General features: G+C 42.5%; 20 protein-coding genes and 1 tRNA gene. 12 read left to right on the top strand and 9 right to left on the bottom strand.

Features of this window, described 5'->3' with window-relative positions:
• The first annotated feature begins 359 nt into the window (after nucleotides 1–359).
• Both AAEY88_RS04005 and AAEY88_RS04000 read left to right on the top strand, forming a co-directional pair.
• Nucleotides 360–1,352, top strand: coding sequence for a LysR family transcriptional regulator (locus tag AAEY88_RS04005; protein ID WP_350559386.1), 993 nt, complete (start codon nucleotides 360–362; stop codon nucleotides 1,350–1,352).
• Nucleotides 1,353–1,640: 288 nt separating this feature from the next.
• Nucleotides 1,641–3,029, top strand: a complete 1,389-nt coding sequence (locus AAEY88_RS04000) for an NAD-dependent succinate-semialdehyde dehydrogenase (protein ID WP_350559383.1) — start codon at nucleotides 1,641–1,643, stop codon at nucleotides 3,027–3,029.
• A gap of 141 nt (nucleotides 3,030–3,170) precedes the next feature.
• Here the strand turns inward: AAEY88_RS04000 and purN are convergent, their stop codons facing one another.
• Together purN and purM are read right to left on the bottom strand one after the other, a co-directional pair.
• Entirely contained in the window at nucleotides 3,171–3,893 is a 723-nt protein-coding gene (purN, locus tag AAEY88_RS03995; protein ID WP_350559380.1) for a phosphoribosylglycinamide formyltransferase, read from the bottom strand.
• Entirely contained in the window at nucleotides 3,893–4,942 is a 1,050-nt protein-coding gene (purM, locus tag AAEY88_RS03990; RefSeq protein WP_350559377.1) for a phosphoribosylformylglycinamidine cyclo-ligase, read from the bottom strand. Before purM ends, purN begins: the two co-directional genes overlap by 1 nt.
• Before the next feature lie 332 nt (nucleotides 4,943–5,274).
• On the opposite strand from purM, the gene AAEY88_RS03985 reads away from it, so the two are divergent.
• The 3 genes from AAEY88_RS03985 to AAEY88_RS03975 all read left to right on the top strand — a co-directional run bounded on the left by AAEY88_RS03985 (nucleotide 5,275) and on the right by AAEY88_RS03975 (nucleotide 8,347).
• Nucleotides 5,275–6,381 (top strand): AI-2E family transporter, encoded by a 1,107-nt coding sequence (locus AAEY88_RS03985; RefSeq protein WP_350559374.1) that lies wholly within the window; start codon nucleotides 5,275–5,277, stop codon nucleotides 6,379–6,381.
• A 367-nt stretch (nucleotides 6,382–6,748) separates the two neighbouring features.
• Complete coding sequence (gene hda / locus AAEY88_RS03980; RefSeq protein ID WP_350559371.1) at nucleotides 6,749–7,552, top strand: DnaA regulatory inactivator Hda; 804 nt, start codon at nucleotides 6,749–6,751, stop codon at nucleotides 7,550–7,552.
• Between the two features lie 81 nt (nucleotides 7,553–7,633).
• Nucleotides 7,634–8,347, top strand: coding sequence for a DUF2057 family protein (locus tag AAEY88_RS03975; RefSeq protein ID WP_350559368.1), 714 nt, complete (start codon nucleotides 7,634–7,636; stop codon nucleotides 8,345–8,347).
• A gap of 100 nt (nucleotides 8,348–8,447) precedes the next feature.
• Here the strand turns inward: AAEY88_RS03975 and AAEY88_RS03970 are convergent, their stop codons facing one another.
• Together AAEY88_RS03970 and AAEY88_RS03965 are read right to left on the bottom strand one after the other, a co-directional pair.
• Nucleotides 8,448–8,951 (bottom strand): Dps family protein, encoded by a 504-nt coding sequence (locus AAEY88_RS03970; RefSeq protein ID WP_350559365.1) that lies wholly within the window; start codon nucleotides 8,949–8,951, stop codon nucleotides 8,448–8,450.
• Between the two features lie 218 nt (nucleotides 8,952–9,169).
• A complete protein-coding gene (locus AAEY88_RS03965) occupies nucleotides 9,170–9,829 on the bottom strand; it encodes a YcxB family protein (RefSeq protein WP_350559362.1) in 660 nt (219 codons plus the stop codon).
• 417 nt (nucleotides 9,830–10,246) lie between these two features.
• Between AAEY88_RS03965 and serS the strand changes: the two genes are divergently transcribed.
• Nucleotides 10,247–11,533 carry a serine--tRNA ligase gene (serS, locus tag AAEY88_RS03960; RefSeq protein WP_350559359.1) on the top strand — a complete coding sequence of 429 codons (1,287 nt, stop codon included), beginning with the start codon at nucleotides 10,247–10,249 and terminating at the stop codon, nucleotides 11,531–11,533.
• 249 nt (nucleotides 11,534–11,782) lie between these two features.
• The gene (tkt, locus tag AAEY88_RS03955; RefSeq protein ID WP_350559356.1) at nucleotides 11,783–13,780 is read left to right on the top strand and encodes a transketolase; all 1,998 of its coding nucleotides are present in this window, start codon (nucleotides 11,783–11,785) and stop codon (nucleotides 13,778–13,780) included.
• Between the two features lie 286 nt (nucleotides 13,781–14,066).
• Here tkt and AAEY88_RS03950 read toward each other — a convergent pair whose 3' ends face one another.
• Nucleotides 14,067–15,014: a LysR family transcriptional regulator gene (locus AAEY88_RS03950; protein WP_350559353.1), complete on the bottom strand. Its 948-nt coding sequence runs from the start codon at nucleotides 15,012–15,014 to the stop codon at nucleotides 14,067–14,069.
• A gap of 170 nt (nucleotides 15,015–15,184) precedes the next feature.
• Between AAEY88_RS03950 and AAEY88_RS03945 the strand changes: the two genes are divergently transcribed.
• Together AAEY88_RS03945 and AAEY88_RS03940 are read left to right on the top strand one after the other, a co-directional pair.
• Nucleotides 15,185–15,595, top strand: coding sequence for a nuclear transport factor 2 family protein (locus tag AAEY88_RS03945; RefSeq protein WP_350559350.1), 411 nt, complete (start codon nucleotides 15,185–15,187; stop codon nucleotides 15,593–15,595).
• Between the two features lie 36 nt (nucleotides 15,596–15,631).
• Nucleotides 15,632–15,862 (top strand): DUF2798 domain-containing protein, encoded by a 231-nt coding sequence (locus tag AAEY88_RS03940; protein WP_350559347.1) that lies wholly within the window; start codon nucleotides 15,632–15,634, stop codon nucleotides 15,860–15,862.
• An 89-nt stretch (nucleotides 15,863–15,951) separates the two neighbouring features.
• On the opposite strand, the gene AAEY88_RS03935 is transcribed toward AAEY88_RS03940, so the two are convergent.
• The 3 genes from AAEY88_RS03935 to AAEY88_RS03925 form a co-directional block, all read right to left on the bottom strand.
• Nucleotides 15,952–16,278 carry a DUF779 domain-containing protein gene (locus tag AAEY88_RS03935; RefSeq protein ID WP_350559344.1) on the bottom strand — a complete coding sequence of 109 codons (327 nt, stop codon included), beginning with the start codon at nucleotides 16,276–16,278 and terminating at the stop codon, nucleotides 15,952–15,954.
• A 203-nt stretch (nucleotides 16,279–16,481) separates the two neighbouring features.
• Nucleotides 16,482–17,510 (bottom strand): alcohol dehydrogenase AdhP, encoded by a 1,029-nt coding sequence (gene adhP, locus AAEY88_RS03930; protein WP_350559341.1) that lies wholly within the window; start codon nucleotides 17,508–17,510, stop codon nucleotides 16,482–16,484.
• Nucleotides 17,511–17,609: 99 nt separating this feature from the next.
• Entirely contained in the window at nucleotides 17,610–19,136 is a 1,527-nt protein-coding gene (locus AAEY88_RS03925; RefSeq protein WP_350559338.1) for an aldehyde dehydrogenase family protein, read from the bottom strand.
• 352 nt (nucleotides 19,137–19,488) lie between these two features.
• Here AAEY88_RS03925 and AAEY88_RS03920 point away from each other — a divergent pair, with 352 nt between their 5' ends.
• The 3 genes from AAEY88_RS03920 (at nucleotide 19,489) to AAEY88_RS03910 (ending at nucleotide 22,926) form a co-directional block, all read left to right on the top strand.
• Nucleotides 19,489–21,408, top strand: a complete 1,920-nt coding sequence (locus AAEY88_RS03920; RefSeq protein ID WP_350559335.1) for an AAA family ATPase — start codon at nucleotides 19,489–19,491, stop codon at nucleotides 21,406–21,408.
• Between the two features lie 171 nt (nucleotides 21,409–21,579).
• Nucleotides 21,580–22,758: a type I glyceraldehyde-3-phosphate dehydrogenase gene (locus AAEY88_RS03915; RefSeq protein ID WP_350559332.1), complete on the top strand. Its 1,179-nt coding sequence runs from the start codon at nucleotides 21,580–21,582 to the stop codon at nucleotides 22,756–22,758.
• Between the two features lie 77 nt (nucleotides 22,759–22,835).
• Nucleotides 22,836–22,926 (top strand) — tRNA-Ser (locus AAEY88_RS03910).
• A 155-nt stretch (nucleotides 22,927–23,081) separates the two neighbouring features.
• Here the strand turns inward: AAEY88_RS03910 and AAEY88_RS03905 are convergent.
• A complete protein-coding gene (locus AAEY88_RS03905) occupies nucleotides 23,082–23,732 on the bottom strand; it encodes a hypothetical protein (protein WP_350559329.1) in 651 nt (216 codons plus the stop codon).
• Between the last annotated feature and the right edge of the window lie 638 nt (nucleotides 23,733–24,370).

The raw sequence follows: 24,370 nt of genomic DNA, 5'->3' as shown, positions 1-24,370 counted from the left end.
TGAATACTGAGCATGATGAAGACTGGGCAGTTAAAATATTGTTTAGGTAGGGTTGACGACTTAACTTGAGGTTTATCGTCTGGGTTTCGACTTATCTATATTACTAACTATAACGGTCTTATCAAGATTTATCTAATTTATGATTGTTATCTTAGGTATTTATTTTTTCTATAGTATAACAAAAACAATAGCTTATGGTTATAAATCTGCGCTATAATATATATAAATTAATAGAAATTTGATGAGAATAAGTTAAAAAACAGTAGCGTTGTGCTATTTCGAGTCATTTTTGCATCATAATAGTGCTAAAAATTACTACTATGTGAATGGCATTTATTCTAAGCCAAAGAGAAATACGTATGAATTTGCAGCGGGTTGATTTGAATTTATTAGTACATTTAGATGTACTACTACGAGAGAAAAATGTCACACGTGCCGCAGAGCAGCTAGGAATTACCCAGCCGGCAATGAGTAACATCTTGCGGCGTTTGCGTAAGCTCTTCAATGACCCATTATTAGTGCGTTCCTCTGAGGGTATGACGCCTACCGAGCGCGCCTTAGAATTACAGCCCCGTATTCGTGAGATATTGGCTGACTTAACCCAAGTACTTGAGCCACGTACTGAGTTTCGCCCTTATAGCACCTCACGCGTCTTTCGTATTATGACTTCAGACTATGCCGAGGCGACGCTGGTACCTAAGTTGGTTAAAGCGTTACGTTCGGAGGCGCCTAATGTCATCTTGGATTTCTTAACCCCATCAGATGTTTCTTACCGTGATATGGAGCAGGGGCGGGTCGATCTTGCTATCAACCGTTTTAATGAGATACCGCAAAGCTTTCATCAAGTACTGGTTTGGCGCGATACTTTTAGCTGCCTGCTGTCCTCTGAGAGTCCTTATGCCAACCGCTTTAATCTAAAAAACTATTTAAAAGGCCAGCATGTTTGGGTGTCTAAGACCGGTATGGGTGTGGGCTTTGGCGTTAATCCAGAAAAATCTGGCGGCCTTGGCTCTATTGATCAAGCTTTACAGCGTTTGGGTCAAAAACGGCAGATAAGTGTCTTTACCCGTCACTATCAAATGCCCGCTATGCTCGCTGCAAATAAAGACCTCATCGCCACGCTTCCTACTCGAGTGGCACGAATGCAGGCCAATAACGATAGCATTATGATGAAAGAGCCACCGTTTTTTATTCCTGAATTTGAGTTAACGATGGCATGGTCGCCCTTATTACAACATCATCCCGCTCACCGCTGGTTGCGGCAATTGATTATGCATGTGGCGCGACAAGTAGTCGCTGAAGAAGAAGATCAACAACAGCATGAAATTCCAGTGATTAACCATTTGTTTTAACATTGTTTTATTACAAACGCTAACCAAGACCAGCCATTGTGCTGGTTTTTTATGGTCTGTAGATTGTGTCCATTAAGGCAGTCACATTCTTAACATCTTAAACACATTTCTCAATATCTTGTAAAACTTCAAGACCACTGGTTTGTTATAGTAGATAAAGATAATAAAAACAACAGGCAATAAATGTTCGTATAAATCTTATCATGCACTGTTTGCTAATGAGGTTACAAAGACGCTCGTTCATTAATCTATCAATGTAAGTACAAAACTAAAAAAAGGACGATTATCATGGCAGATATTACTACTGTTAACCCAACCACGGGTAAAGATATCAAAGATTATAGTTATATGAGTAGCGATGAGGTTAATAAGATAATTGACGCCTCGCATCAGGCCTTTTTAGAGTGGCGTACGGTTAGTCATGAAGAGCGTGCAAAAGTTATCAACTCTATCGGTGATTCTTTAATGAAGCACAAAGAAGAGCTCGCTAAATTGATGACTGAAGAGCGCGGCAAAACTTATGAAGCCAGCTTGGGCGAAGTAGATCTATGCAAAGCCATCTGTGATTTTACTGCTGAGCAAGGCGCTGCTGCATTAGCTGAAGATGAGCGAGATATCGAGGGTATAAAGAAAGGTCTGATCAGTTATGAACCCATTGGCATTATTTATGGCATCCAGCCATGGAACTTTCCAGCCTACCAAGTGTTTCGCTATACCATTGCCAACTTAATGGCCGGTAATAGTATTCTGTTAAAACATGCCTCAAACGTTACTGGTTCGGGCTTACTGATTGAAAAAATACTTCATGAGTCTGATTTACCAGATGATTTATTCCGTACCCTTCTTATTAGCCATGACCAGTCCGAAAACGTCATTGAACATGATAAAGTACGCGGTGTTACCCTGACAGGAAGTGATGTAGCCGGTAGAGTCGTTGCCCAGCAAGCGGCTAAAGTCCTTAAGAAAACAGTCATGGAGCTTGGTTCTAACGATGCATTTATCGTGTTAGAAGATGCCGACTTAGATTTAGCTGCCGCAACTTGTGCGCATGCTCGTTTGTATAATAATGGCGAAACTTGTATTGCTGCCAAACGCTTTGTGGTAGTGGATAGCGTTTATGATGAATTCCGCAAGCTGATTATTGAAAAGTTCAATAGCTATAAAGTCGGCGATCCAATGGATGATTCGACTGATATAGGGCCACTATCAAGTAGCAAGCAACGTGATAACCTGCATAAGCAAGTTCAAGAGAGTACCAGTAAAGGCGCAACCATTACTTTAGGCGGTGAAGTACCAGATAAGCCCGGTGCTTTTTATCCACCAACTATTTTGGAAAACATCACACCAGATCAGCCAGCCTATAAAGATGAGTTGTTTGGCCCAGTAGCCTCGTTAATCCGTGCTAAAGACCAAGACGATGCACTGCGCATTGCGAATGATAGCCGTTATGGATTAGGCGGTGCTATTTTCTCCAAAGATGAAGACAAGGCTATCAGTCTAGCCCAACAGTATTTCGATACGGGTATGGTCTATATCAATGGTTACAATCTCGTTAATCCGGGATTACCATTTGGCGGGGTCAAAGACTCTGGTTACGGTCGTGAGCATGGTGGCTTTGGTATAAAAGAATTCGTTAATATTAAAGCGGTACATGTGGTTGGTAAAAAACCTGCTTAGTTTTTATATTTGCTCATAAGTTTTTAAGACAGACATAAAAATACCCCGCTGCTCAGCAGCGGGGTATTTTTATGTCTGTCGCTTATAGCGATTTTTTTGGATAACAAGCTTCGTTTTTATATGAGAATCGACTTTCAATCCTTAATTATCTAACCAAAGCCTTAAAGGTAAAACTGGTAAATGAGATATTTTTTCCGACGGTGTATCGTTAGCGTTGAGCGGTAAAACACCTTTTGCCAGTAATAAAATTGTCCACGGCAATAGTTGATGCTCCAGCGCTTGGACGCGTGCTTGCAGGCTATCAGAGCTATCTTTGGGGTTAACATGAAGTAGTGCTTGGGTTAATACTTGACCCGCGTCAAGCTCAGCAGTGACTACATGGATACTACAGCCGTGATAACGCTCACCTGTTTGTAGGGCGCGTTGATGGGTATCAAGGCCTTTATAGGCAGGTAATAGCGCCGGATGTAGATTAATGATTGGCGCTGGGCTGTTATCAGTAAATCCTGCACTTAATACTCGCATAAAGCCGGCAAGTACAATTAAGTCCGGTTGCCATGCTGCCAGCTGGGCACTGGCATGGGTTTCAAAAGTCTTGATACCCATACGTTTGCCACTTTCAGTATGTGACAGTATAGCAACTGGAATATTTGCTTGTTGCGCGCGCTTGATAGCATAAGCATCGTCACGATTGCTAATGACACCGACAATTTCAATCGGCATAGCGCCTGCTTGCATCGCATCTATTAAGACTTGTAGATTGCTGCCATTACCTGACACCAAAAAAGAGATGCGTAACGGTTTGACCTGCTGTTGCTTGCTCGGCTGCTGTTTGCTTGATGGCTGTAAGTTATCCGCTGACATTAACGGTACACCACTGCATCCGCTGCGCGACTGACCATTTCACCGATTTGCCAAGCGTGTTCGCCAGCATCGATTAAGGTTTTAATGGCAGTATCAGCTTTATCTTGTGGTACAACGATAACAAAGCCAACCCCGCAGTTAAAGGTACGATACATCTCACTTTGAGCAATATTGCCCTGAGTTTGTAGCCAGGTAAACAGCTCTGAGAACTGCCAACTATTGGTATCAATACTGGCTGCTAGGTGATCGGGAAGGACACGTGGCAAATTGTCTGTTAGACCGCCGCCAGTAATATGTGACATCGCGTGCAAAGCTGAATTACCAAGAGTATCTTGTAGCGCTTTAATGGCTTTAACATAAATACGGGTAGGAGCCATTAGCGCGTCTTGGATTGACTGACCATCTAGTTGCTCAGTGCTATTAGTCACATCGATACCGCTGACTTCAATGACTTTGCGTACTAGTGAATAGCCGTTGGAATGAGCACCACTAGAGGCAAGGGCGATCAGTACATCGCCTTCTGCAACATTTTCGCCAGTGATAACTTCTGCTTCTTCAACCACACCAACACAAAAGCCCGCTAAGTCATAATCGTCGTCGTGATACATACCTGGCATCTCGGCAGTCTCGCCACCAATAAGGGCACAATTAGCCAGCTTACAGCCATCGCCAATCCCTGTCACTACCGTCGCTGCAACATCGATATCAAGCTTACCTGTGGCGTAATAGTCTAAGAAAAATAACGGTTCAGCGCCGCATACTAACAAATCATTGACGCACATCGCTACTAAATCAATCCCGATAGTGTCATGACGATTCAACTGTAATGCTAATCTAAGCTTAGTGCCAACGCCATCAGTACCTGAAACCAATAGCGGTGAGGTGTAGCCAGTTGGGATGCGGCACAGCGCGCCAAAGCCGCCAAGCCCGCCCACCACTTCAGGACGAGTAGTGGCTTTTGCCACGGACTTAATGCGTTGAACCAATGCATCGCCGGCATCAATATCAACACCGGCATCTTTGTAGCTTAAAGAAGGCTTATCACTCATGGTCATCTCACATTTGGGTAAATAATTGGAGTCGGTAACTGAATCAATAATTGCAGTCAGTAGCGTAAATTTTGACTATAGTGCGCGCATTATACCCAAAAATAGACCGCACTCGCAAAGCAACTTGCCACTATTCGGTGAACAATGACTATAAACGGCAAATAAATAGCTAAGAAACAAAAAATGACTGCATTTTTGGTGTACTCTGCGATAATAGAGCGTCTGTAAAGTGCATCATTAGCTGGTGTATTATACCGGAGCATTAAAATAATGACTCTTATTATGACCTATCTATAGCTATCGATATTAGCTTACCCGCGAGATTGCCATTAATGATTAACCAAACGATAGATCCCTTTTTTCGGCGCTTATTTATCGTCGTTGTCATTGTATTAGCGCTCATTATGCTGAACTTAATGATGCCGGTTATTGTTCCATTTGTATTTGCTTTTGTACTGGCTTACTTATTTAATCCGCTGGTCAAACGCTTATCGAGATATGTGAAGCGCTGGATAGCGATTATCGTTGTTTATGGAACGATTACTTTGGGAATGGCATTGCTACTGTGGTGGTTGGTGCCGACATTGTGGTATCAACTACAAGCGGCGTGGGATTATTTGCCAAAGATACTGAAATGGTACAATCAAGAAGTGCGCGAATGGGTTGTCAATAATACTCGCATGAGCTTGCCACAAATGGAGAGCAAAGGCTTTTCTGAAACGCTAGTTGAGTATATACAAGCACATTATAGGTTTTCGGACGCTAGTACATGGATGAGCCAAATATTGGCCTCAAGCATGAACTTTATTAATAGTGCGGGTCTTATTGTGCTGGTGCCTATTTTGACCTTTTATTTCTTATTTAATTGGGATAAACGTCTTCTCAGTTGGAAGATGGCCATTCCTACCGCCTACAGTAAAAAAGTTATCGAAATCACACGAGAATGTGATCGCGCGCTAATGGAGTTTGTTAAAGGGCAGTTGCTGGTCATGGTACTGTTGGGTATTATCTATGCGGTGCAGTTACAGCTGATTGGTCTTGAGCTTGGGCTTATTATCGGTATGGGAGCAGGTATTGCTAGCTTTGTACCTTACCTAGGCTTTGGTCTCGGCTTTATTGCCTCAATTGTCGCTGGTTTATTTCAGTTCGGGCTAGACTGGTTTCACTTGTCTTTAATTGTTGGCGCGTTTTTAGTCGGGCAGGCCGCTGAAGGTTATGTGCTACAGCCATTATTACTGGGCGATAAAATTGGCCTGTCACCGCTATGGGTCATCTTTGCGGTATTGGCGGGTGCCAGCTTGTTAGGCTTTGTAGGAATGCTGATTGCGCTGCCCGTATCGGCGGTAATTAATGTATTGTTCCGCCATCTATACGCTTATTACCGAACGACTGATTTTTACAAAGGTCGAAAGCAGCTTGATTTATTTGAAAAAAAATAAACCACTCGAAAGATTAAACAGGATGTTTAGCTTATTTTTAATTCAAATGGCAACAGTCGTGCAAATGATCTGAAAACTGGCAGAATGTAGTCATTGCTAGACGGCATAAAGTAGCGGATACTAGCGTTCAAATGTAAAAGACTTGTCAGTCATTTTGTAAATATGGTATATATAGACGCAGTGTTTAAAGTAACGGCAGTTACTACAACCTTTGTGCAAAATAGTGGGTCAATGATTTTTGAGTAGACAGTTTTATAAAAAAGAACACAAATTTATGTAACGCAGTTTTAAAGACAGTTTCAAAAATTTAGTTTAGAGATTAGTCTTTTATTTACCCCTTGCGCTACGCGAACCGAGTTGATGAGTGATGGCAGAAGCACAGCTAAGTCTCAATCTGGACATCAAACATGATGCGAGTCTCAGCGACTTTGCGGGTCCCGGTTGGATGTCAATTATTGATGCAGTTCGGCAGTTACATGTCGGCCTGATCGGTCAGCTGTATCTATTCGGTAGCCCTGCTACAGGCAAGTCCCATCTGTTGTCTTCTATATGCGAATCATTTATTGAGATGGATAAGTCAGCGATTTGTTTATCACTTAACGAGCTGATACATACCGATGTTGATGTGTTGTCCTCTTTAGAAAAATTCGATGTGATCGCTATTGATGATTTAGAAGTATTGGATCATAGCAGTCAGTGGCAAGAAGCCCTGTTTCATCTCATCAATCGCAGTCGTGAAGGGCAGCGTCAGTTATTGTTCGCTGCTAATAAGCCTGCTAGTGAGTTGCCGTTCCAATTGACAGATTTGCTGAGCAGATTGGCGCAAGCCCCTGCATTTAAAGTACCTAATGGTCGAGATTTAGCGGATCGCCAAGCGTTATTGCAGTCTATTCTACGTCGCCGTGGTTGGCAGTTTGATGAGCGCATCATTGATCATCTGCTTAATGAAGGGCCGCATCGTATTGGTGCGATGATGGATGTACTTAACTATATTCAGCCGATGTTTTCTAATTTGGGACGTAGTAATATCTCAAAAGCGGTCATTAGTGATGCGCTGAGCACCATTGATGAGCAGACGCTCGCTGCCGAGCTTGCTGATATCGCTCAAGAGACACAAGTGGATAATCAAGCAGCAAGTCAGGATCAGCATACGATGCCGCTAGATTTCTAAGATTTTTTAAACTAAGAAAAACCCTTTAAACTAAGACATGCTATTTTCTATTCGATTTTTTCACTATTGACAGGATAACTTATGAAACTTACTTCATCTTGGCTAAAAAAACTGTCTATCAGTACGCTGTTAGTTGGTGCTGGCTCAGTATCTATGCTGTCACATGCAGCAGTTACATTGTTGATCGATGACAATATTAAAGTTACCGCTATCAATGGACAAGAAATCAAACAAAGTGCCTTTCAACCGTTGTCTAAAACGTTTACCTTACAGCCTGGTCAACATGTGATTACTGCTAAATATGACCGTTTGTATAATTTACCCCGTGATGAGCACGATTATTTACGTTCTGGCAATATCAGTGTCGCAGCAGACATGGCGGATAACCAAACGTACCGTTTAACCATGCCCAATCAGCCAGAAGACTACATGGCTGCTAAAGAATATGCTGAGCGCCCAACCTTAGCCGTACAACAGAATAATACGATCATTGCCAGTCAGCAAAGTGTGGCTGGTAATGATGGCGGACTCTTCTCAGGAATCGGCAAAGCTTTGGGCGGTGTATTTGGTGGCAGCAGTAGTGCTGAACTACAAAATCAGCGCGCTATAGCCGCATTAGGTCAGCCTACGGCGACCACTCAGGGAAATGTAAGTACGGGAGCGGTAACGTCCACAAAGTATACGCCTACTGCCACTGTAAGTCAGTCGAACAATAAGCTTGATCAGTTTATGCAGTTATGGCTCAATGCCACGCCTGCTGAGCGTGAAAAAATCCGCCAGTGGATTCAGCAATAAATAACGAGCTTTAGTAAAATATCAGCGAAATTTGAGCATAAAAAAAGCACCTACATGAGGTGCTTTTTTTATAGTTCTGATTGGGATTTATAACCAACTATTAACCCAAAAAGGCGTTGTACATCCAAATTAGCTTTTCTTGCTCTTGGACATAAGCATCAACGAGGTCAGCTGAACCTTGGTCATCGGCATCGGCAGCAAGCGCAGAAACTTGACGTTGCTCTTCGATGAGCTCTTGTAGGCCAGTAACCACACCTTTTACACAGGTATTGCCATCCTTAACGTTCTTATCCTCGGAGATACCAGTATGCTGAGCAAAGTCGCTATAAGCATGGAATGGTGTGCCGCCTAAGGTCAAAATACGTTCAGCGATTTCATCAATTTGTATTTGTAATGCGGTATACAGCTCTTCAAACTTAGGATGTAGCGAGAAAAAATGTTCGCCTTTTACATTCCAGTGATAGCCGCGTACGTTGATATAGAACATATGATAGCTTGATAATAAGCCGTTAAGATTAGCAATCACGTGGCTTATATCTGCCTTTTCTAAACCAATTTGATTGGTGCTATCATTATTTGCAGTATTATTTGTAGCATTACTCATAATATTATCCTTGTAGTGTGAGTATGAATGTTGGAGTAAAAGATTAAAGTCATAGCAATTGATATGTCTAGGGTCTAAGTATAGATATTAGGTATTAATTGCTTCGCCTTTGATGTTTACTATCATAACAAACCAGCACTCATAAGTTAAGTTAAACAAATTAAAATCTGTGTTATGTTTTATAAAACTGATATATATTTTAACTTAACTTATGATTGTTATGCCGGTGGTTGTAATTTTTCAGGCTGTAAGCCGCGAACGGGAATGACTTCTTCTAAATGCTGACGTACGGTATCGATAGGAAATTTTTGTGCTTTCAAGCGTTTGGGCACGATTTGGCTGCCTTGCTGACCTTTCATCTCGAACATCATAAAGATATAGTCGTCAGTCTCATCCCAGCTCTTGATAGCGCTCCATGGAATGACCGCTTGCTGTGTTGAGCTTGCGCGCATTTGCATGCCGCGCGTTTGATTGCTTTTCATGGTATCAGGCTGATTGGATGGTATTGCCATGACTAAGCCATGCTTTTGTACCCCCAGTTTCATCTGACGCATCTCCTCAGGCATTTCTTGTCCAGCGACTTGCTTTTCAAATTCTCTTTTGACATACCATTTAAAGCCGAGGGTACGGATGAGTAGATAAATGACCACTGCGGCCAACATTACCCAAAAAATAATGGTTGAGTAACCTGTCACAAAAACCAGCCCAGCAATCGCCAGTATCGCGACCACCGCCATGATAGCCCACTCTTTAGTCTTAAGAGTTGATAAACCAAAAGAAGGGCTGGCACTGGCAAATAGCTCGTATTGTGCTTGCTGAAATTCAGCCTCAGTTAGGTTTAGAGCGATAGGCTGAAGCGTGTAGGGGTACAGGGCCATAAAGATTTCTCAAATAATCAGGTTAGCAGCGCTAGGCGTCATTGAGAACACCGTACCGCTAGTATAGTGGATTAAACGTATGCGCTTATCTTACCGAAAAGTGTCCCTAAAAGAAACATAATTACCATATAGTGCTATGTGAATAACCTATGAGTACCCGCTTAGTAATAGGCAAGTACGATGCAAACCTATGCCGCAATGCCGCAATGCGTGAAAACGTAGTCAAATCTGCTGGGTCTTGGTATCATAGGGGCTAACGTTTGCCATCATTAACAGTACTTATTAGCGTCACTATTAGCGGCACGATGACATCACTATTTTATAAGACTAAGTTTACTCGTTATTGACGTTATCACTTTGATATCATTTTTTCCTTTTCAGACGTTTCACTCACTTTTAGCATTACAGGCAGATATTATGATCGATCCTAAGCTTTTACGCGGCGACTTACACGACTTACAGCAGCAATTAGCCACCCGTGGCTATGAGCTGGATATCGACTTTTGGCAAACCATCGAAATTGAGCGAAAATCGTTACAAGTACAGACTGAAGAATTGCAGTCACGTCGTAATGCTGGGGCCAAACAAGTGGGCGCACTAAAGAAATCTGGCGAAGATGCCAGTGACTTATTAGCCGAAATGCAGAGTGTTAGTGGTGAAATTAAGGCAGCCGAAGATGATCTGCGCAGCTTGCAAGAGCGTATTACCCAAGCAGCAGTACAAATACCCAATATTCCCGCAGCCGATGTACCGGTTGGGACATCAGAAGACGACAATGTAGAAGTACGCAAGTGGGGTACACCGCGCGCGTTTGATTTTGAAATTCAAGACCATACCCATATTGGTGAGACTTTGGGTATGCTGGACTTTGAAGTGGCAGTCAAGATTACAGGCAGTCGTTTTAACGTCCTTAAAGGACAACTGGCGCAGATGCATCGGGCGTTGATTCAACTTATGCTTAACACCCATACTATGAAGTATGGCTATACCGAAACTTATGTGCCTTACATTGTTAATTCTGATAGTTTAAAAGGTACAGGGCAGCTGCCCAAGTTTGAAGATGATTTGTTTAAGCTAACCAATCATACTAATAATGATGACATGGATTTTTATCTGATCCCAACTGCTGAAGTACCCATGACCAACTTGGTACGCGGCGAGCGCTTAGACATCAGTGAGCTACCGTTAAAGTTCACCGCCCATACGCCATGCTTCCGTAGTGAAGCGGGCTCACATGGTCGCGATACCCGTGGTTTGATTCGTCAGCATCAGTTTGAAAAGGTCGAAATGGTCAATATCGCCACAGCTGAGCAATCTGATGCGTTACTTGAAGCGATGACCGGACAAGCGGAAAATATTTTGCAGCAGCTTAATTTGCCGTATCGTGTCGTACAGCTGTGTACGGGTGATATGGGCTTTGCCGCACAAAAAACTTATGACATCGAAGTCTGGTTACCGAGCCAAGATACGTATCGTGAAATCTCAAGCTGTTCAAACTGTGGCGACTTTCAAGCACGCCGTATGAGCACACGAGTCAAAGATGGCAAGCAAACCAGCCTTGCGCATACCTTGAATGGTTCTGGTTTAGCAGTAGGGCGTACGCTACTTGCGGTAATGGAAAACCATCAAAATGCTGACGGTAGCATTACTATTCCAGAAGTATTGCGTCCGTTTATGGGCGGTGCGGAAACTATTTCGGCTTAAATAAGTATTTTGTATTTATGGCTTATAGTCATCGCTCATAGCTTACGCTTAGGAGTATTTTGACAAAATTAATATGAATTATTGTTAAATACAAACGGTATTGTCACGCCATTTCTTAGCGTGACTTATACCAAATATGTTAATATTACGCTTTGATTTTACAGCCTATACTATAAGGGCGCATTTTGTGTCCTTATTTGCTTACCCTCTGAGTAAACTCTCCTCTTATCAGTAATACTAGGACACTCTATGCCAGCTCCAATTAGCGAACGTAAACTAGCCAATGCCATCCGTGTACTGTCGTTTGATGCGGTTCAAAAAGCCAATTCTGGTCATCCTGGTGCACCGATGGGCATGGCCGATATTGCTGAAGTCCTGTGGCGCAAGTTTTTGAAGCATAACCCTGCTGATCCTAACTGGTATAACCGCGACCGTTTTGTGTTATCGAATGGTCATGGCTCAATGCTTATCTACTCATTGCTGCATTTATCAGGTTACGACGTCAGTGTCGATGATCTAAAAGGCTTTCGTCAACTGCATTCAAAAACCCCAGGTCATCCTGAATACGGTTATACACCAGGTATTGAAACCACCACTGGTCCATTAGGCCAAGGTATTGCCAATGCGGTTGGTTTTGCTATCGCTGAAAAAACGCTAGCCGCGCAGTTTAATCGCGACGGTCATAACGTTGTCGACCACCATACTTATGCATTCCTAGGTGATGGTTGCTTGATGGAAGGTATCAGCCATGAAGTTTGTTCGTTAGCCGGTACGCTAGGACTGGGAAAATTGGTACTTTTTTATGATGACAATGGTATCTCTATCGATGGCAATGTCGATGGCTGGTTCACCGATGACACGCAAGCTCGCTTTGAAGCTTACGGCTGGCAAGTTATAAAAGTCGACGGCCACGATGCAAATGCCATCACTCAAGCGACAACCGCTGCTATCGATGAGAGTAATAAGCCAAGCCTAGTTATTTGCAAAACTACTATCGGCGCGGGAAGTCCGAACAAACAAGGTTTAGCGTCCAGCCATGGTGCGCCACTGGGTGATGACGAAATTGCTTTAACTCGTGATGCGCTATCATGGAAGCATGCGCCATTTGAATTAGATGATGAAATCTATCAAGCATGGGATGGCAAGCCAAAAGGCGATGTATTACAAAAGAACTGGCAGGCGGATTTTGAAGCCTATAAAAAGGCTTATCCAGAATTAGCTACTGAATTGGTACGCCGTTTAGAGGGTGATCTACCCGCTGACTTTGACCAAAAAGCGCAAGACTATATTCAACAATGCCAAGATCAAGGCGGCGATGTCGCCAGTCGTAAAGCCAGCCAAAATGCGATTAATACCTTGCAGCCTTTACTACCAGAATTAATGGGTGGTTCAGCGGATTTAGCAGGTTCGAACTTAACCCTATTTAAGGACGCGAAGGGCATTCAAGACGATGCCGCCGGCAACTATATCTATTATGGTGTGCGTGAATTTGGTATGACTGCGATTGCCAATGGTATCGCGCTACATGGTGGCTTTATCCCCTACGTGGCCACTTTCCTGATGTTCATGGAATATGCCCGTAATGCGGTCCGTATGGGTGCTTTGATGAAGCAACGTATCATCCATGTCTATACTCACGACTCGATCGGTCTTGGTGAAGATGGCCCTACGCATCAGCCAGTTGAGCAGTTAACCAGCTTGCGTACCACGCCTAACTTACGCACATGGCGTCCTTGTGATGCAACAGAATCTGCCACTGCTTGGGTTGAAGCAATCAAATCAGAAAACAACCCATCAGCATTGATCTTCAGTCGTCAAAGCTTGCCACATCAGCAACGTGATGCCGAGCAAGTCACCAATATCACCAAAGGCGGTTATGTTCTTGCTAAAGAGAAGGGCGAGTTACAAGCGATTATTATTGCTACTGGTTCAGAAGTTGGCCTTGCCATGCAAGCGTATCAGACTTTGAGTCAAAATGGCGTTGGCGTCCGTGTGGTTTCTATGCCGTGTGCTGAAATCTTTAGTGAGCAAGATGCCAGCTATCGTGAAGCGGTATTGCCTGCTAATATTCGTGCACGTGTCGCAGTAGAAGCAGCGCATGTAGATTACTGGTATAAGTTTGTTGGCTTGGATGGCAAAGTCATTGGCATGACTACTTATGGTGAGTCAGCCCCTGCTAGTGACTTGTATAAAGAGTTTGGTATTACTACTGAAGCGGTAGTTGATGCGGTGAATAGTTTGGTTTAAGTAAGCCTTATAAAAGTAATGAACGTAGAAGCCCGAAGCTGTTTAAACAGCTTCGGGCCTTTTTATATATTTTGGAATATAGTAATGTTGGTACAATGAAATAAAACCTAAGAAACTATTGATAATTTTAAAATTACGATGAAAATTAATACTATATAGGCGCTAGCCTGAGAGATACAGATAATTGTGCGGCACACTTCAGCTGTAATCTTCGCTGTGCTTATATTATAACCGTGGATTCCGCTAGCTCTACTTTATCTGAAAGAGGCGATGTTTGGAAGTCATATCAGTTTAGATGGGCGGTCGTTGTAATCAACCAATCTGCCACTGCTCTAACACGTGCCGAGCGTCTAACGTCTGGGTGCATAACTAAGTACATGGTATAAGATTGAGTTAAGGAAACCGTTGTATTAGAGAGCGCATCTTCGTTCTTTAATGGTGGATTCAAAGGATCAAGTGTTAGCAGTGTATTTAGCTTTTCGTACGTCACACTTATTCTAGTCACAGGATTAACTGGTAAAAGCTTTGGATTCTGGCTCGCTAAAAAGTAAGGTAATAGAGCGATACCCAGTTTTTCACAAGCAGCATTATAAGCTACATATAAATCGTTGGTACTAAACGCAATAGTATATGAGTGATGCTCGATCAGCATCTGAGTCCAAGCCAAAACTCTAGAGTTGGCTTGAAACTCGATCAATTGCCATTGTTCAGGCTTGTTGTGCTCAATATAATCACAGTGAGCAAAAAATCCATACCTAACCTCTCCTAACATGCGAATGATTAAATCTTCTTGCGTTGGGCGATGCAGTCTTAGCGCAATATCAGCTTCCCTTTGGTGCAGATTGCTCACTCCAACCTCACCGCATATTTCTAACAATATATCTGGAAACTGCTGACGAAAGCTAATTAAGCTAGGCATAAGTACTTCATTAGCCCATACAGGTGGTGCTGATACGACTACTTTACCTTGCATAGCATTTTGATCAATTGCCATCCGCTCAAATACTGTTATTTCTTTTTGGACTTCAGTGGCTTGTATATAAAGCAACTCGCCTTCTTGGGTCAGTATATAGCGTTTTCCCATGCGATCAAAAAGCTTAACTTTCAGTGTTTGCTCAAGATGTTCAATTCGTCGTGCGACTGTACTGTGTTGTACTCCAATCTTTTCGGCACATGCGGTTAGAGTTTGTTTTTCTACCAAACTAATAAAATAGGCCAAATCATCCCAATGCATTTTAAAGTCATCTTTTTTAAATACAAACGCTAAGCTTAACAAATTTTATTGAGGATTTTTGCACAGTGATTGTTTAATTATCAGATATTTATTTGAATGATAAGTGATTAGACTACGCTTAACGTATTAGCCAAACATTTTATTCATTGTATAAATTTCTGAGGTTCATCATGCAACGACAATCCAACTCTCAAACTCTTGATCACTTTCTAGAGTTTATTTTTAAAGGAGAGTATGAACACGCTCTTGAATTATGTGCTACTAACGTTGAGTTTGTTGTTTTTCGAACTGACGTAGATAGTCAGTTTCCCATCTATGGTGCTCACACTGGTAAGTTAGCAGGAATTACACTATTCAAAAACCTTGCAGCGTTATTTGAATTTGGCGATTTTGAAGTAGAGGAGTCAGTAGTCAATGACAACTATATTATAAGGTTCGGTAGGCTCGCTCATACTGTTAAACGAACAGGAAAAGTATTCAATAGTCTCTGGGCTATGATTGTACGTTTTGATGAAGCAGGTAAAATTTGTTTATATCGCATGCATGAAGACACCGCCGCTTTAGAAAAAGCGATGTTTTAGTTTAGTATTCATTACATGTTAAATAATGGGACTGTTATGAATTGGAAATTTCGTTTACTTAATACGGCTACTATGGCAATTTTATTATCAGGAGTGATGACCATTTATATCACTTATATCAACCTTGGTATGATAGAAAGTTTCATTCAGTATTGGTTAAAAGCTTGGTTACTTGCAGCTCCTGCGGCTTTTATTTGTGTACTGATACTTGCTAACCCTGTGCAGAAGTTCACCAAGAAATTGCTAGTGAGGGAACAGTCTAAATAATAAAAAACGGCACTATGAAAGTTTAGTGCCATTTAATATAAGAAGTTGTGCATGGAGAAAGTTAACAGTAGTTTAAATGTGAAAATATTCTAAACCGCACATACTTCCGAGCGCACCATAAAGCGTTTGCCCTCTGGTATTTCTAACGAAAAGCTCGCACCGCGACCATTGACCACATCGATGGTTAAGTCCGTATGTTGCCATAAATTATATTGTGGCTTACCCATATAAAATGGACAGCCAGCCAGCTCACCAATCAGCACATCTTGGCCGCCAACTTTAAACTCACCTAATGGATAACACATCGGTGAGCTGCCATCGCAACAGCCGCCCGATAGATGGAACATTAGCTCGCCGTGCTTGGACTTTAATAATTCAATCAGCTCTTTACAGGCTTCTGTCGCTTCGAGTTTCATTTTGTACTCCTTATCGTGAAAATTTCCATTATCATTAGAAATAAGTGCTCTATATAAAAATAGAAAAGGTCGTATCATATCCATTCACATGACTAATAGTATGTGGCTGGAGATAATACGACCCATTATTTATTATTAAGCGTATAAACTATTAAACGATGCCACTATATTAAACGCTATAGCCACATCGAGCTATGATATAGCTACATAGTATAGTCGATAACAATGCGACCTTCGATTTTACCTTGACGCATACGCTCAAAAATATCGTTGATATTCTCTAACGGTTCAGCGGTGACAGTGGCTTTTACTTTGCCTGCTGCTGCCATGTTTAACGACTCTTGTAAGTCAAGACGCGTACCAACGATTGAGCCACGAATGGTGATACCGTTCAGAACCGTATCAAAAATAGATACGGGGAAATCACCTGCTGGTAAGCCATTAAAGACTACCGTACCACCACGTCTTACCATGCTTAGCGCTTGATCGAACGCTTTGGGAGACACAGCTGTCACTAACACGCCATGAGCACCACCAATCTCTTTTTTTAGATACTCGCCAGGATCGGTATTTTTAGCATTGACGGTGATGGTCGCGCCTAATTTTTTGGCAAATTCAAGCTTCTCATCATCAATATCTACAGCGGCAACGTTTAGTCCCATAGCAATGGCGTACTGCACGGCCATATGACCCAATCCGCCAATACCTGAGATAACCACCCAATCACCTGGACGGGCTTCAGTCATTTTAAGGCCTTTATATACCGTAACGCCTGCACATAAAACGGGTGCAATTTCAACGGAGTCGACATTATCAGGAATAATGCCGACATAGTTGGCATTGGCTAGAACGTATTCTGCAAAACTGCCGTTAACTGAATAGCCACAGTTTTGTTGACGCTCACATAACGTTTCCCAACCACCCAAACAATGGGTACAGTGACCACAGGCAGAGTAGAGCCAAGCAACGCCAACTCGGTCGCCTTCTTTGACATGGGTGACGCCTTCGCCAACCGCCGTTATCAGGCCTACGCCTTCATGTCCAGGAATGAACGGTGGACTAGGCTTTACTGGCCAATCTCCTTCAATAGCATGTAAGTCAGTATGACAAACACCTGACGCTTGCATCTTGACCACAATTTCGCCAGCACCTGGGGTTGGAATGTCTACTTCTTCAATCTGTAGAGGCTGACCAAATTCATGTAATACAGCCGCTTTCATTTTATTACTCATGATATTATTCCCTAGTCATTTTCATTTGATTATAGTCTTAAAAAAATACCTATCTTATGACTTCATGATTCGATACATAAAGTAGTATTACTTAATGGCTTAGAAAAATCCCATTGCTTTAGGACTGTAAGAAACCAGCATGTTTTTGGTTTGTTGGTAATGATCTAGCATCATTAGATGGTTTTCGCGGCCAATACCAGACTGCTTATAACCGCCAAACGCTGAATGGGCAGGATAGAGGTGATAGCAGTTGGTCCAAACACGACCGGCTTTAATACCACGACCGAAACGATAAGCGCGAGTGCCGTTGCGCGTCCATACCCCAGCACCGAGACCGTATAAAGTATCATTAGCGATAGTCATCGCATCTTCATCGTCTTTAAAGGTAGTGACGGCAAGTACAGGACCAAAGATTTCTTCTTGGAACACGCGCATATCATTCGTGCCTTCAAAGATAGTCGGCTGTACATAGTAACCGTCTGCCATATCGCCATCATGTTTGGCTATTTCACCGCCGACAAGGACTTTGGCGCCTTCTTTTTTACCGATATCGAGATAAGAAAGAATTTTCTCTAGCTGATCAGAGCTGGCTTGTGCACCAATCATAGTATCCGTATCGAGTGGGTTGCCCATTTTGATGGCTTTAACGCGGGCGATACAGCGTTTCATAAATTCATCATAAATGCTTTCGTGAACGAGGGCGCGTGACGGGCAAGTACAGACCTCACCTTGGTTCAGCGCAAACATGACCAAGCCTTCAACCGCTTTATCTAAGAAGTCATCGTCTTCATCCATCACATCAGCAAAGAAGATGTTTGGACTCTTACCACCAAGCTCTAAAGTCACTGGAATGATATTTTCACTAGCGTATTGCATGATAAGACGACCAGTTGTGGTCTCACCCGTAAAGGAAACCTTATCAATGCGCGGGTTAGAGGCGAGAGGTTTACCGGCTTCAACACCGAAACCATTCACCACGTTGAGTACGCCTTTAGGTAGAATATCAGCGGCACCAATAATATCTAGCATATATAAAATAGAAGCAGGCGTTTGCTCGGCAGGTTTAAGGACGACACAGTTACCGGCGGCAAGCGCAGGAGCAATTTTCCATATTGCCATTAATATAGGGAAGTTCCATGGAATAATTTGACCGACGACGCCTAGGGGCTCATGAAAATGATAGGCGACAGTATCTTCATCAATTTGGCTGATACCACCTTCTTGCGCGCGAATCACCCCAGCGAAGTAACGTAAATGATCGATTGCTATTGGAATATCAGCGGCAAGGGTTTCGCGCACTGGTTTACCGTTCTCATAGCACTCGGCGATAGCAATTTTTTCAAGGTTGGCTTCCATGCTATTAGCAAGTTTGAGCAATATGTTTGAGCGCTCAGTGACACTGGTTTTACCCCACGCATCTTTGGCGGCATGAGCAGCGTCTAAAGCTATTTCGATATCAGCTGCTTTTGAGCGTGCAATCTGACAGATGGTTTTACCATTGATAGGACTTGGATTGTCAAAATATTCACCATCAACGGGCGCGATCCACTCACCATTGATAAAGTTATCATATTTTTCGCGGAACTGTACTGGACTGTTTTCGGTGTTGGGATGGGCGTATAGCATAAACGATTCCTTGTTGTGTTATTCATAAGACAAATTATGTGCGTCCATTTATTTATAACCTTATAAAATAAACGCTAACATGATCTTCCTGATCTTTTTAATCTATATTACCAACCTAGCATACTGAGCTTTTATCTAGAATTATAGTTACTTTTAATAATATTAAATAGCCTATTACATAACTTTAAGTTATGTAATAGGCGTGCGTTAAAATGTTCGTAAAACTGATGGAGCTGTTATAATTGAGGTCAAATATTTTAGGCTGCCACGGCTTTAACTGATTCTAATAGCAGCTTCTAGATATTGTCCATAACAGCTTTCTTTTTCTTCTCTTATTAATTGGTTTTGATATATGCGTCAATCTTCTGCTCTTGATATTTTAAAAACGGGTCAAAATGTCTTTTTGACCGGCTCAGCAGGGTCAGGTAAGACTTATACTCTTAATCAATATATTAATTATTTGCGTGCCCGTCGTGTGCCTGTGGCAGTGACGGCCAGTACTGGTATTGCTGCTACCCATATGAATGGCACTACTATTCATAGCTGGTCGGGTATTGGTATTAAAGATGAGCTGACCGAGCGCGATTTAACCAATTTAGCGCGTAAGCAGTTTTTAGCGGATAGGCTTAAAGATACCCAAGTGCTTATTATTGATGAGGTATCCATGCTGCATGCAAAGCAACTAAATGTCGTCAATGAAGTGCTTAAGCATGTACGCAAAGATACCTCAGCTTTTGGTGGCATTCAAGTGGTAGTCGCCGGAGATTTTTTTCAGTTGCCACCGATTGGTAGTAGAAGTGAGAGCAATCGCGAGAAATTCGCCTTTATGTCCGAAGCCTGGCTTGATGCCAAGTTTCACATTTGTTATCTCAGTGAACAGCATCGACAAGTTAATGATGCCGCTAATGGTGGACTTGATTTAGATGATATCTTGAACCAAATTCGTCGTCAGCAGGTAACTTTTGAGGCCATTACAGCGTTAGAAGCCACCTATGATCAAGATGTCGATATCAAACGTACGCGTTTATATACTCATAATCTTAACGTTAATAAAATAAATGATAATGAGCTTGCGGCGCTATCGGGCGAAATGAAGCGTTTTGATGCTACTGCGATTGGTGATAGTAAGCTGGTTGAAACGTTAAAAAAGACCGTGCGTACCCAAGATGATTTGGTCTTAAAAGTTGGCGCAAAAGTCATGTTTATCAAGAATAACACTGAGCTTGGGGTTTCAAACGGTACGATGGGCGAGCTAATCGGCTTTGCTGCGGTAAAGGTCGATGACAGTAGCGATAAAGACAGAGCTAAAAGCGCTGCTTTGGCTGATAGTGAAGAGATAAACGCTGATGCTGAGACCAATGTAAGCGCTAAAGAAAAACTAAAAGCTAAAACCAAAAAACCAGCACCGATAAAAATGCCCGTGGTTAGACTTAATTCAGGGCGTGAAGTTGTCGCAGAGCCTGAGGAATGGATCATTGAAGATGAAAGTGGTGAAGTGTTGGCAAGCTATGAGCAAGTGCCTTTATGCCTCGCTTGGGCAATTACCATTCATAAATCGCAGGGCATGACCCTTGATGCGGCTGAGATTGATTTGTCGCGTACTTTTGAGCTTGGTCAAGGTTATGTGGCGCTATCACGGCTCAAGTCGCTGGCGGGACTAAAACTGCTGGGCATGAATGAGATGAGCTTACAGTTAGATCCGTTAGCACGCGGGGCAGATAAGCGCTTTTTAGTCTTATCTGATGAAGCGGATGCCAATTACGCGATGCTTGATGAAAAAAGCATGCAGCAAGCCCATGATAAATTTATTACAAAGTCAGGCGGTACGCTCAGTAAATCTGTGATTGACGCTTATGACAGTTTACAAAAGAAGCGCCGCGAACAGCAATTAGCACAGCAAGATAAAAAACAGAAATTGGGTAATCAAGTTACTGATAAATCGGAGAGTACCTTATCAGCGACGCGTTTATTATTAGAGGAAAGTTTGAGTATCGTTGATATCGCTCATACACGTGGACTTGCACAATCGACCATTATGCGCCATATTAGTGAGCTTAAACGTGACGACCCAAGCCTCGCTTGTGATCACTTGCGACCCGATGATGACGTAATGACAGCGGTTGGTAATGCCTATGTCACTATCAAAGTAGCCAACAATCCGAATGACTTTAACGACAGTGGTAGCGTTAAAATTAAGCCTATTTATGAGCATCTAAAACAAAGTATTGATTACAATGTTATTCGTTTAGCGTTGATTTTTATTAGCCCATAACTATTAATCTTATTAGAGTTACTCATTACAGCCACTCATTATCAAAACTATTATTCATTATTAAAACCTTAGAAGTGTGCATGACGTTATCAGCACGCTTAACCCCGTATCGTCATTTTCTATATGCCGTCTAAACCTTCTTGTTCTCTACATTGATAGCGATAACGTCTTATGCCTGATTTTTCTAGCGCCACCTACCGTTTGACCTCAGATCTTGCCGTCGCAGCAGCGTTCCATGCTACCAGTGAACACACACAGCCACTGAGAGTGGCGATTAATGGTTTTGGGCGTATAGGGCGTAATGTACTGCGCGCGCTGCTGGAGCGCTTTGAGGTGCTTGGGCGTGCTATTCATGTGGTCGCCATTAATGACTTGGCACCGGCTGATATTTTATTGCACTTATTAAAATTTGACAGTACCCACGGGCGTTTAAGCCGACTGGGTGTCAATGCGGAGATAGTAAAGGACTTAGTTGATGATCATAGTGAAACTCAAATTTGCCTGACCAAAAACAATCATACTTATTGTATTCGAATGCTTTCAGAAGCAGACCCACAGCAGCTGCCGTGGCAAACGCTTGGTATCGATGTGGTACTAGAATGCACCGGACACTTTCGTTCTTATAAACAAGCATATTTGCATATTGAGGCTGGCGCGCAGCAAGTGATTATTGGTGCGGCACCTTTTGATGATGTCGACGCTTGCATTGTTATGGGCGTGAATAGTACTGAGCTGACCAGTACGCTGCCGATTATCTCCAGCGTCTCTTGTACCACGCAGGCATTGGTGCCGCTGATTGACACTTTGGATAAGGCCTTTGGGGTAGAGTCGGCGATGATGACCGAAATTCATGCGGTGACTGCGGATCAAACGGTATTGGATCAAGCGCATCGAGATCCACGGCGGGCGCGTGCTTCTGGGTATAATATTATTCCGACTACCTCGAGTAGTATCGCGGCGACAGAACGTGTGCTACCGGCAATGGTCGGTAAAGTTAATGGCCACTCTATCCGAGTACCGACTATTAACGTCGCGGCTATTGATGTGACCTTTGTGTTTAGTACATTAGATGTTAGTATAGAGGCGATGAGAGACGCGCTACAATCTGCCAGTAAAGGACACTTGATTAATATTATGGCTTATACTGATGAGCCGCTGGTCTCAAGTGACTTTATTCATCAGCCTGAATCGCTTATCATTGATGGTCAACAGCTCATGCAAGTCGGCAATCAATACAAGGTTTTCGCTTGGTATGACAACGAGTGGGGCTATGCCAATCGATTGCTCGATATGTGCTTGCATCTAGCATCAAGTAAGCAGGTAGCAAGTAAGCAGACTGCAGCAAACTAGCCGATACGAAAATAATTTATGTCTTTTTAGATTAGCGCTTGCATTCTCATTTCAGATCGTTATAATGATGCACAAATGGAGACGTGGCAGAGTGGTTGAATGCACCGGTCTTGAAAACCGACAAGGGTTCGTAGCCCTTCGAGAGTTCGAATCTCTCCGTCTCCTCCAAATTCAAAAAGCCCCAATCATTAACTGATTGGGGCTTTTTTTGTGGTTATCATTAACTACTAGACAATTTAAGAATGGTTTAAAGGGGGCTACAAACCAGCTGGGTACTTACTACAGACCTCATTCATCTATTCAAATACTGCCACTCTCACTAATCACTTCGCAAGTTCATTTCTGAATACAATTTTTTGTCCATCAGTTAAGGTTAGTGTGCCCTCACTAATTTCTATCGTCACATCCTGTGCATTTCTAATAGCGCGCATGACATTGATATCTTCAATACTACTTTCAATAACAACTTTACCAGACTGTTCAGGAACGATAGGTGGTACGAACTGCGTAAGCGGCACATTAAAGCGTTTACCTTGAGTCAGCTTCGCATCTTTCATCAGTAACGAGCCTTTAAAGCTTTTGATAGGTATGCTGCCATGATTAGACAACATAAACTGGAGCTTAACTTGATTTAAGCTGTCATCGTCACTGGTTTTGACGGGAAGTAGGGCAATAGGGTAGATCTGAGCATCGACAGCGCCAACTTGGTTGTTAGCGACAATTGGGCTTTTTCTACCCGTTGGATTATTAGGATGCAAGCGTTCATATTCACGCTGCTGTACTAAAGCTTGCTTGATAGTCGTGCGCGGCATCGCTCCTGACTCATAAGCATCACTAAGTTTCATCCGTAGCATGTAACGGCTCAGTAGTTGTCTGTCGTTGTTAGATAATTGCTCAAAGGTATTACCCAGCTTTTTTTGCCATTGATCAGAATCAGTGGGTATTGTCTGCTTACTGGGGTCATTCTGCGGCATTGAGCAGCTACTTATGGCCGGTATTACAGCAAATGCTAACATTAGTAACAAAATAGCTCGAGTAGGCTTAGGCGGGCTGTCAATTACCGCTTGGCATGACGTTGTACAGCGTTGCATAGATGCATGATCATCAGGTACTGAATACCTTTTTAAAGTTAAACACTTTTTTAACAAAGTCACCATTACTCACCTCCTTGTCAGCTTCCGCTACTAGTTATCCAGTGCTAATATTTATAATTGGAATTAATAAATTGCTTTAGGTCTGGTTGTGTTTACTATTACTATCTACAAAGACAGCCGACAGCATCACCCTTTATAGCACAGCCTCAATTCAGACTATTCACTACAATATACTGAGTTTAAAGAGTCAGTGTGCCCAATCACTGCAAAACAGTATGTTAAATTTTGCAAGACGACGGCTAGGCGTATTTAAGGGGCGATAAAAGAAAGGAAAATGTATTAAAACCAAGAAGGCTCTATAAGTAATGCAGGCAAAAAGAACAGGGTAAAACTAAGAAGGGCAGTAAAACAGAAAGAATATTAACAACCACGGAGGTAGAGGCTAAACGTTATTGTGCAAATTAGCCTCTAGATAGGGAACTCATTATGTCTTTAATATCAAGGCTAGTGCCGTTGAT

The organism is Psychrobacter sp. CAL346-MNA-CIBAN-0220 (assembly GCF_040309805.1).
Classification (GTDB): Bacteria; Pseudomonadota; Gammaproteobacteria; order Pseudomonadales; family Moraxellaceae; genus Psychrobacter.
This window is presented reverse-complemented; position numbering and strand designations above follow the sequence as displayed.

Bases quoted from the DNA above. Each gene is read 5' to 3' on its own strand.
- AAEY88_RS04005 (WP_350559386.1), top strand. From the start codon at position 360: ATGAATTTGCAGCGGGTTGATTTGAATTTATTAGTACATTTAGATGTA.
- AAEY88_RS04000 (WP_350559383.1), top strand. From the start codon at position 1,641: ATGGCAGATATTACTACTGTTAACCCAACCACGGGTAAAGATATCAAA.
- purN (WP_350559380.1), bottom strand. From the start codon at position 3,893: ATGTCAGCGGATAACTTACAGCCATCAAGCAAACAGCAGCCGAGCAAG.
- purM (WP_350559377.1), bottom strand. From the start codon at position 4,942: ATGAGTGATAAGCCTTCTTTAAGCTACAAAGATGCCGGTGTTGATATT.
- AAEY88_RS03985 (WP_350559374.1), top strand. From the start codon at position 5,275: ATGATTAACCAAACGATAGATCCCTTTTTTCGGCGCTTATTTATCGTC.
- hda (WP_350559371.1), top strand. From the start codon at position 6,749: ATGGCAGAAGCACAGCTAAGTCTCAATCTGGACATCAAACATGATGCG.
- AAEY88_RS03975 (WP_350559368.1), top strand. From the start codon at position 7,634: ATGAAACTTACTTCATCTTGGCTAAAAAAACTGTCTATCAGTACGCTG.
- AAEY88_RS03970 (WP_350559365.1), bottom strand. From the start codon at position 8,951: ATGAGTAATGCTACAAATAATACTGCAAATAATGATAGCACCAATCAA.
- AAEY88_RS03965 (WP_350559362.1), bottom strand. From the start codon at position 9,829: ATGGCCCTGTACCCCTACACGCTTCAGCCTATCGCTCTAAACCTAACT.
- serS (WP_350559359.1), top strand. From the start codon at position 10,247: ATGATCGATCCTAAGCTTTTACGCGGCGACTTACACGACTTACAGCAG.
- tkt (WP_350559356.1), top strand. From the start codon at position 11,783: ATGCCAGCTCCAATTAGCGAACGTAAACTAGCCAATGCCATCCGTGTA.
- AAEY88_RS03950 (WP_350559353.1), bottom strand. From the start codon at position 15,014: ATGCATTGGGATGATTTGGCCTATTTTATTAGTTTGGTAGAAAAACAA.
- AAEY88_RS03945 (WP_350559350.1), top strand. From the start codon at position 15,185: ATGCAACGACAATCCAACTCTCAAACTCTTGATCACTTTCTAGAGTTT.
- AAEY88_RS03940 (WP_350559347.1), top strand. From the start codon at position 15,632: ATGAATTGGAAATTTCGTTTACTTAATACGGCTACTATGGCAATTTTA.
- AAEY88_RS03935 (WP_350559344.1), bottom strand. From the start codon at position 16,278: ATGAAACTCGAAGCGACAGAAGCCTGTAAAGAGCTGATTGAATTATTA.
- adhP (WP_350559341.1), bottom strand. From the start codon at position 17,510: ATGAGTAATAAAATGAAAGCGGCTGTATTACATGAATTTGGTCAGCCT.
- AAEY88_RS03925 (WP_350559338.1), bottom strand. From the start codon at position 19,136: ATGCTATACGCCCATCCCAACACCGAAAACAGTCCAGTACAGTTCCGC.
- AAEY88_RS03920 (WP_350559335.1), top strand. From the start codon at position 19,489: ATGCGTCAATCTTCTGCTCTTGATATTTTAAAAACGGGTCAAAATGTC.
- AAEY88_RS03915 (WP_350559332.1), top strand. From the start codon at position 21,580: ATGCCTGATTTTTCTAGCGCCACCTACCGTTTGACCTCAGATCTTGCC.
- AAEY88_RS03905 (WP_350559329.1), bottom strand. From the start codon at position 23,732: ATGCCGCAGAATGACCCCAGTAAGCAGACAATACCCACTGATTCTGAT.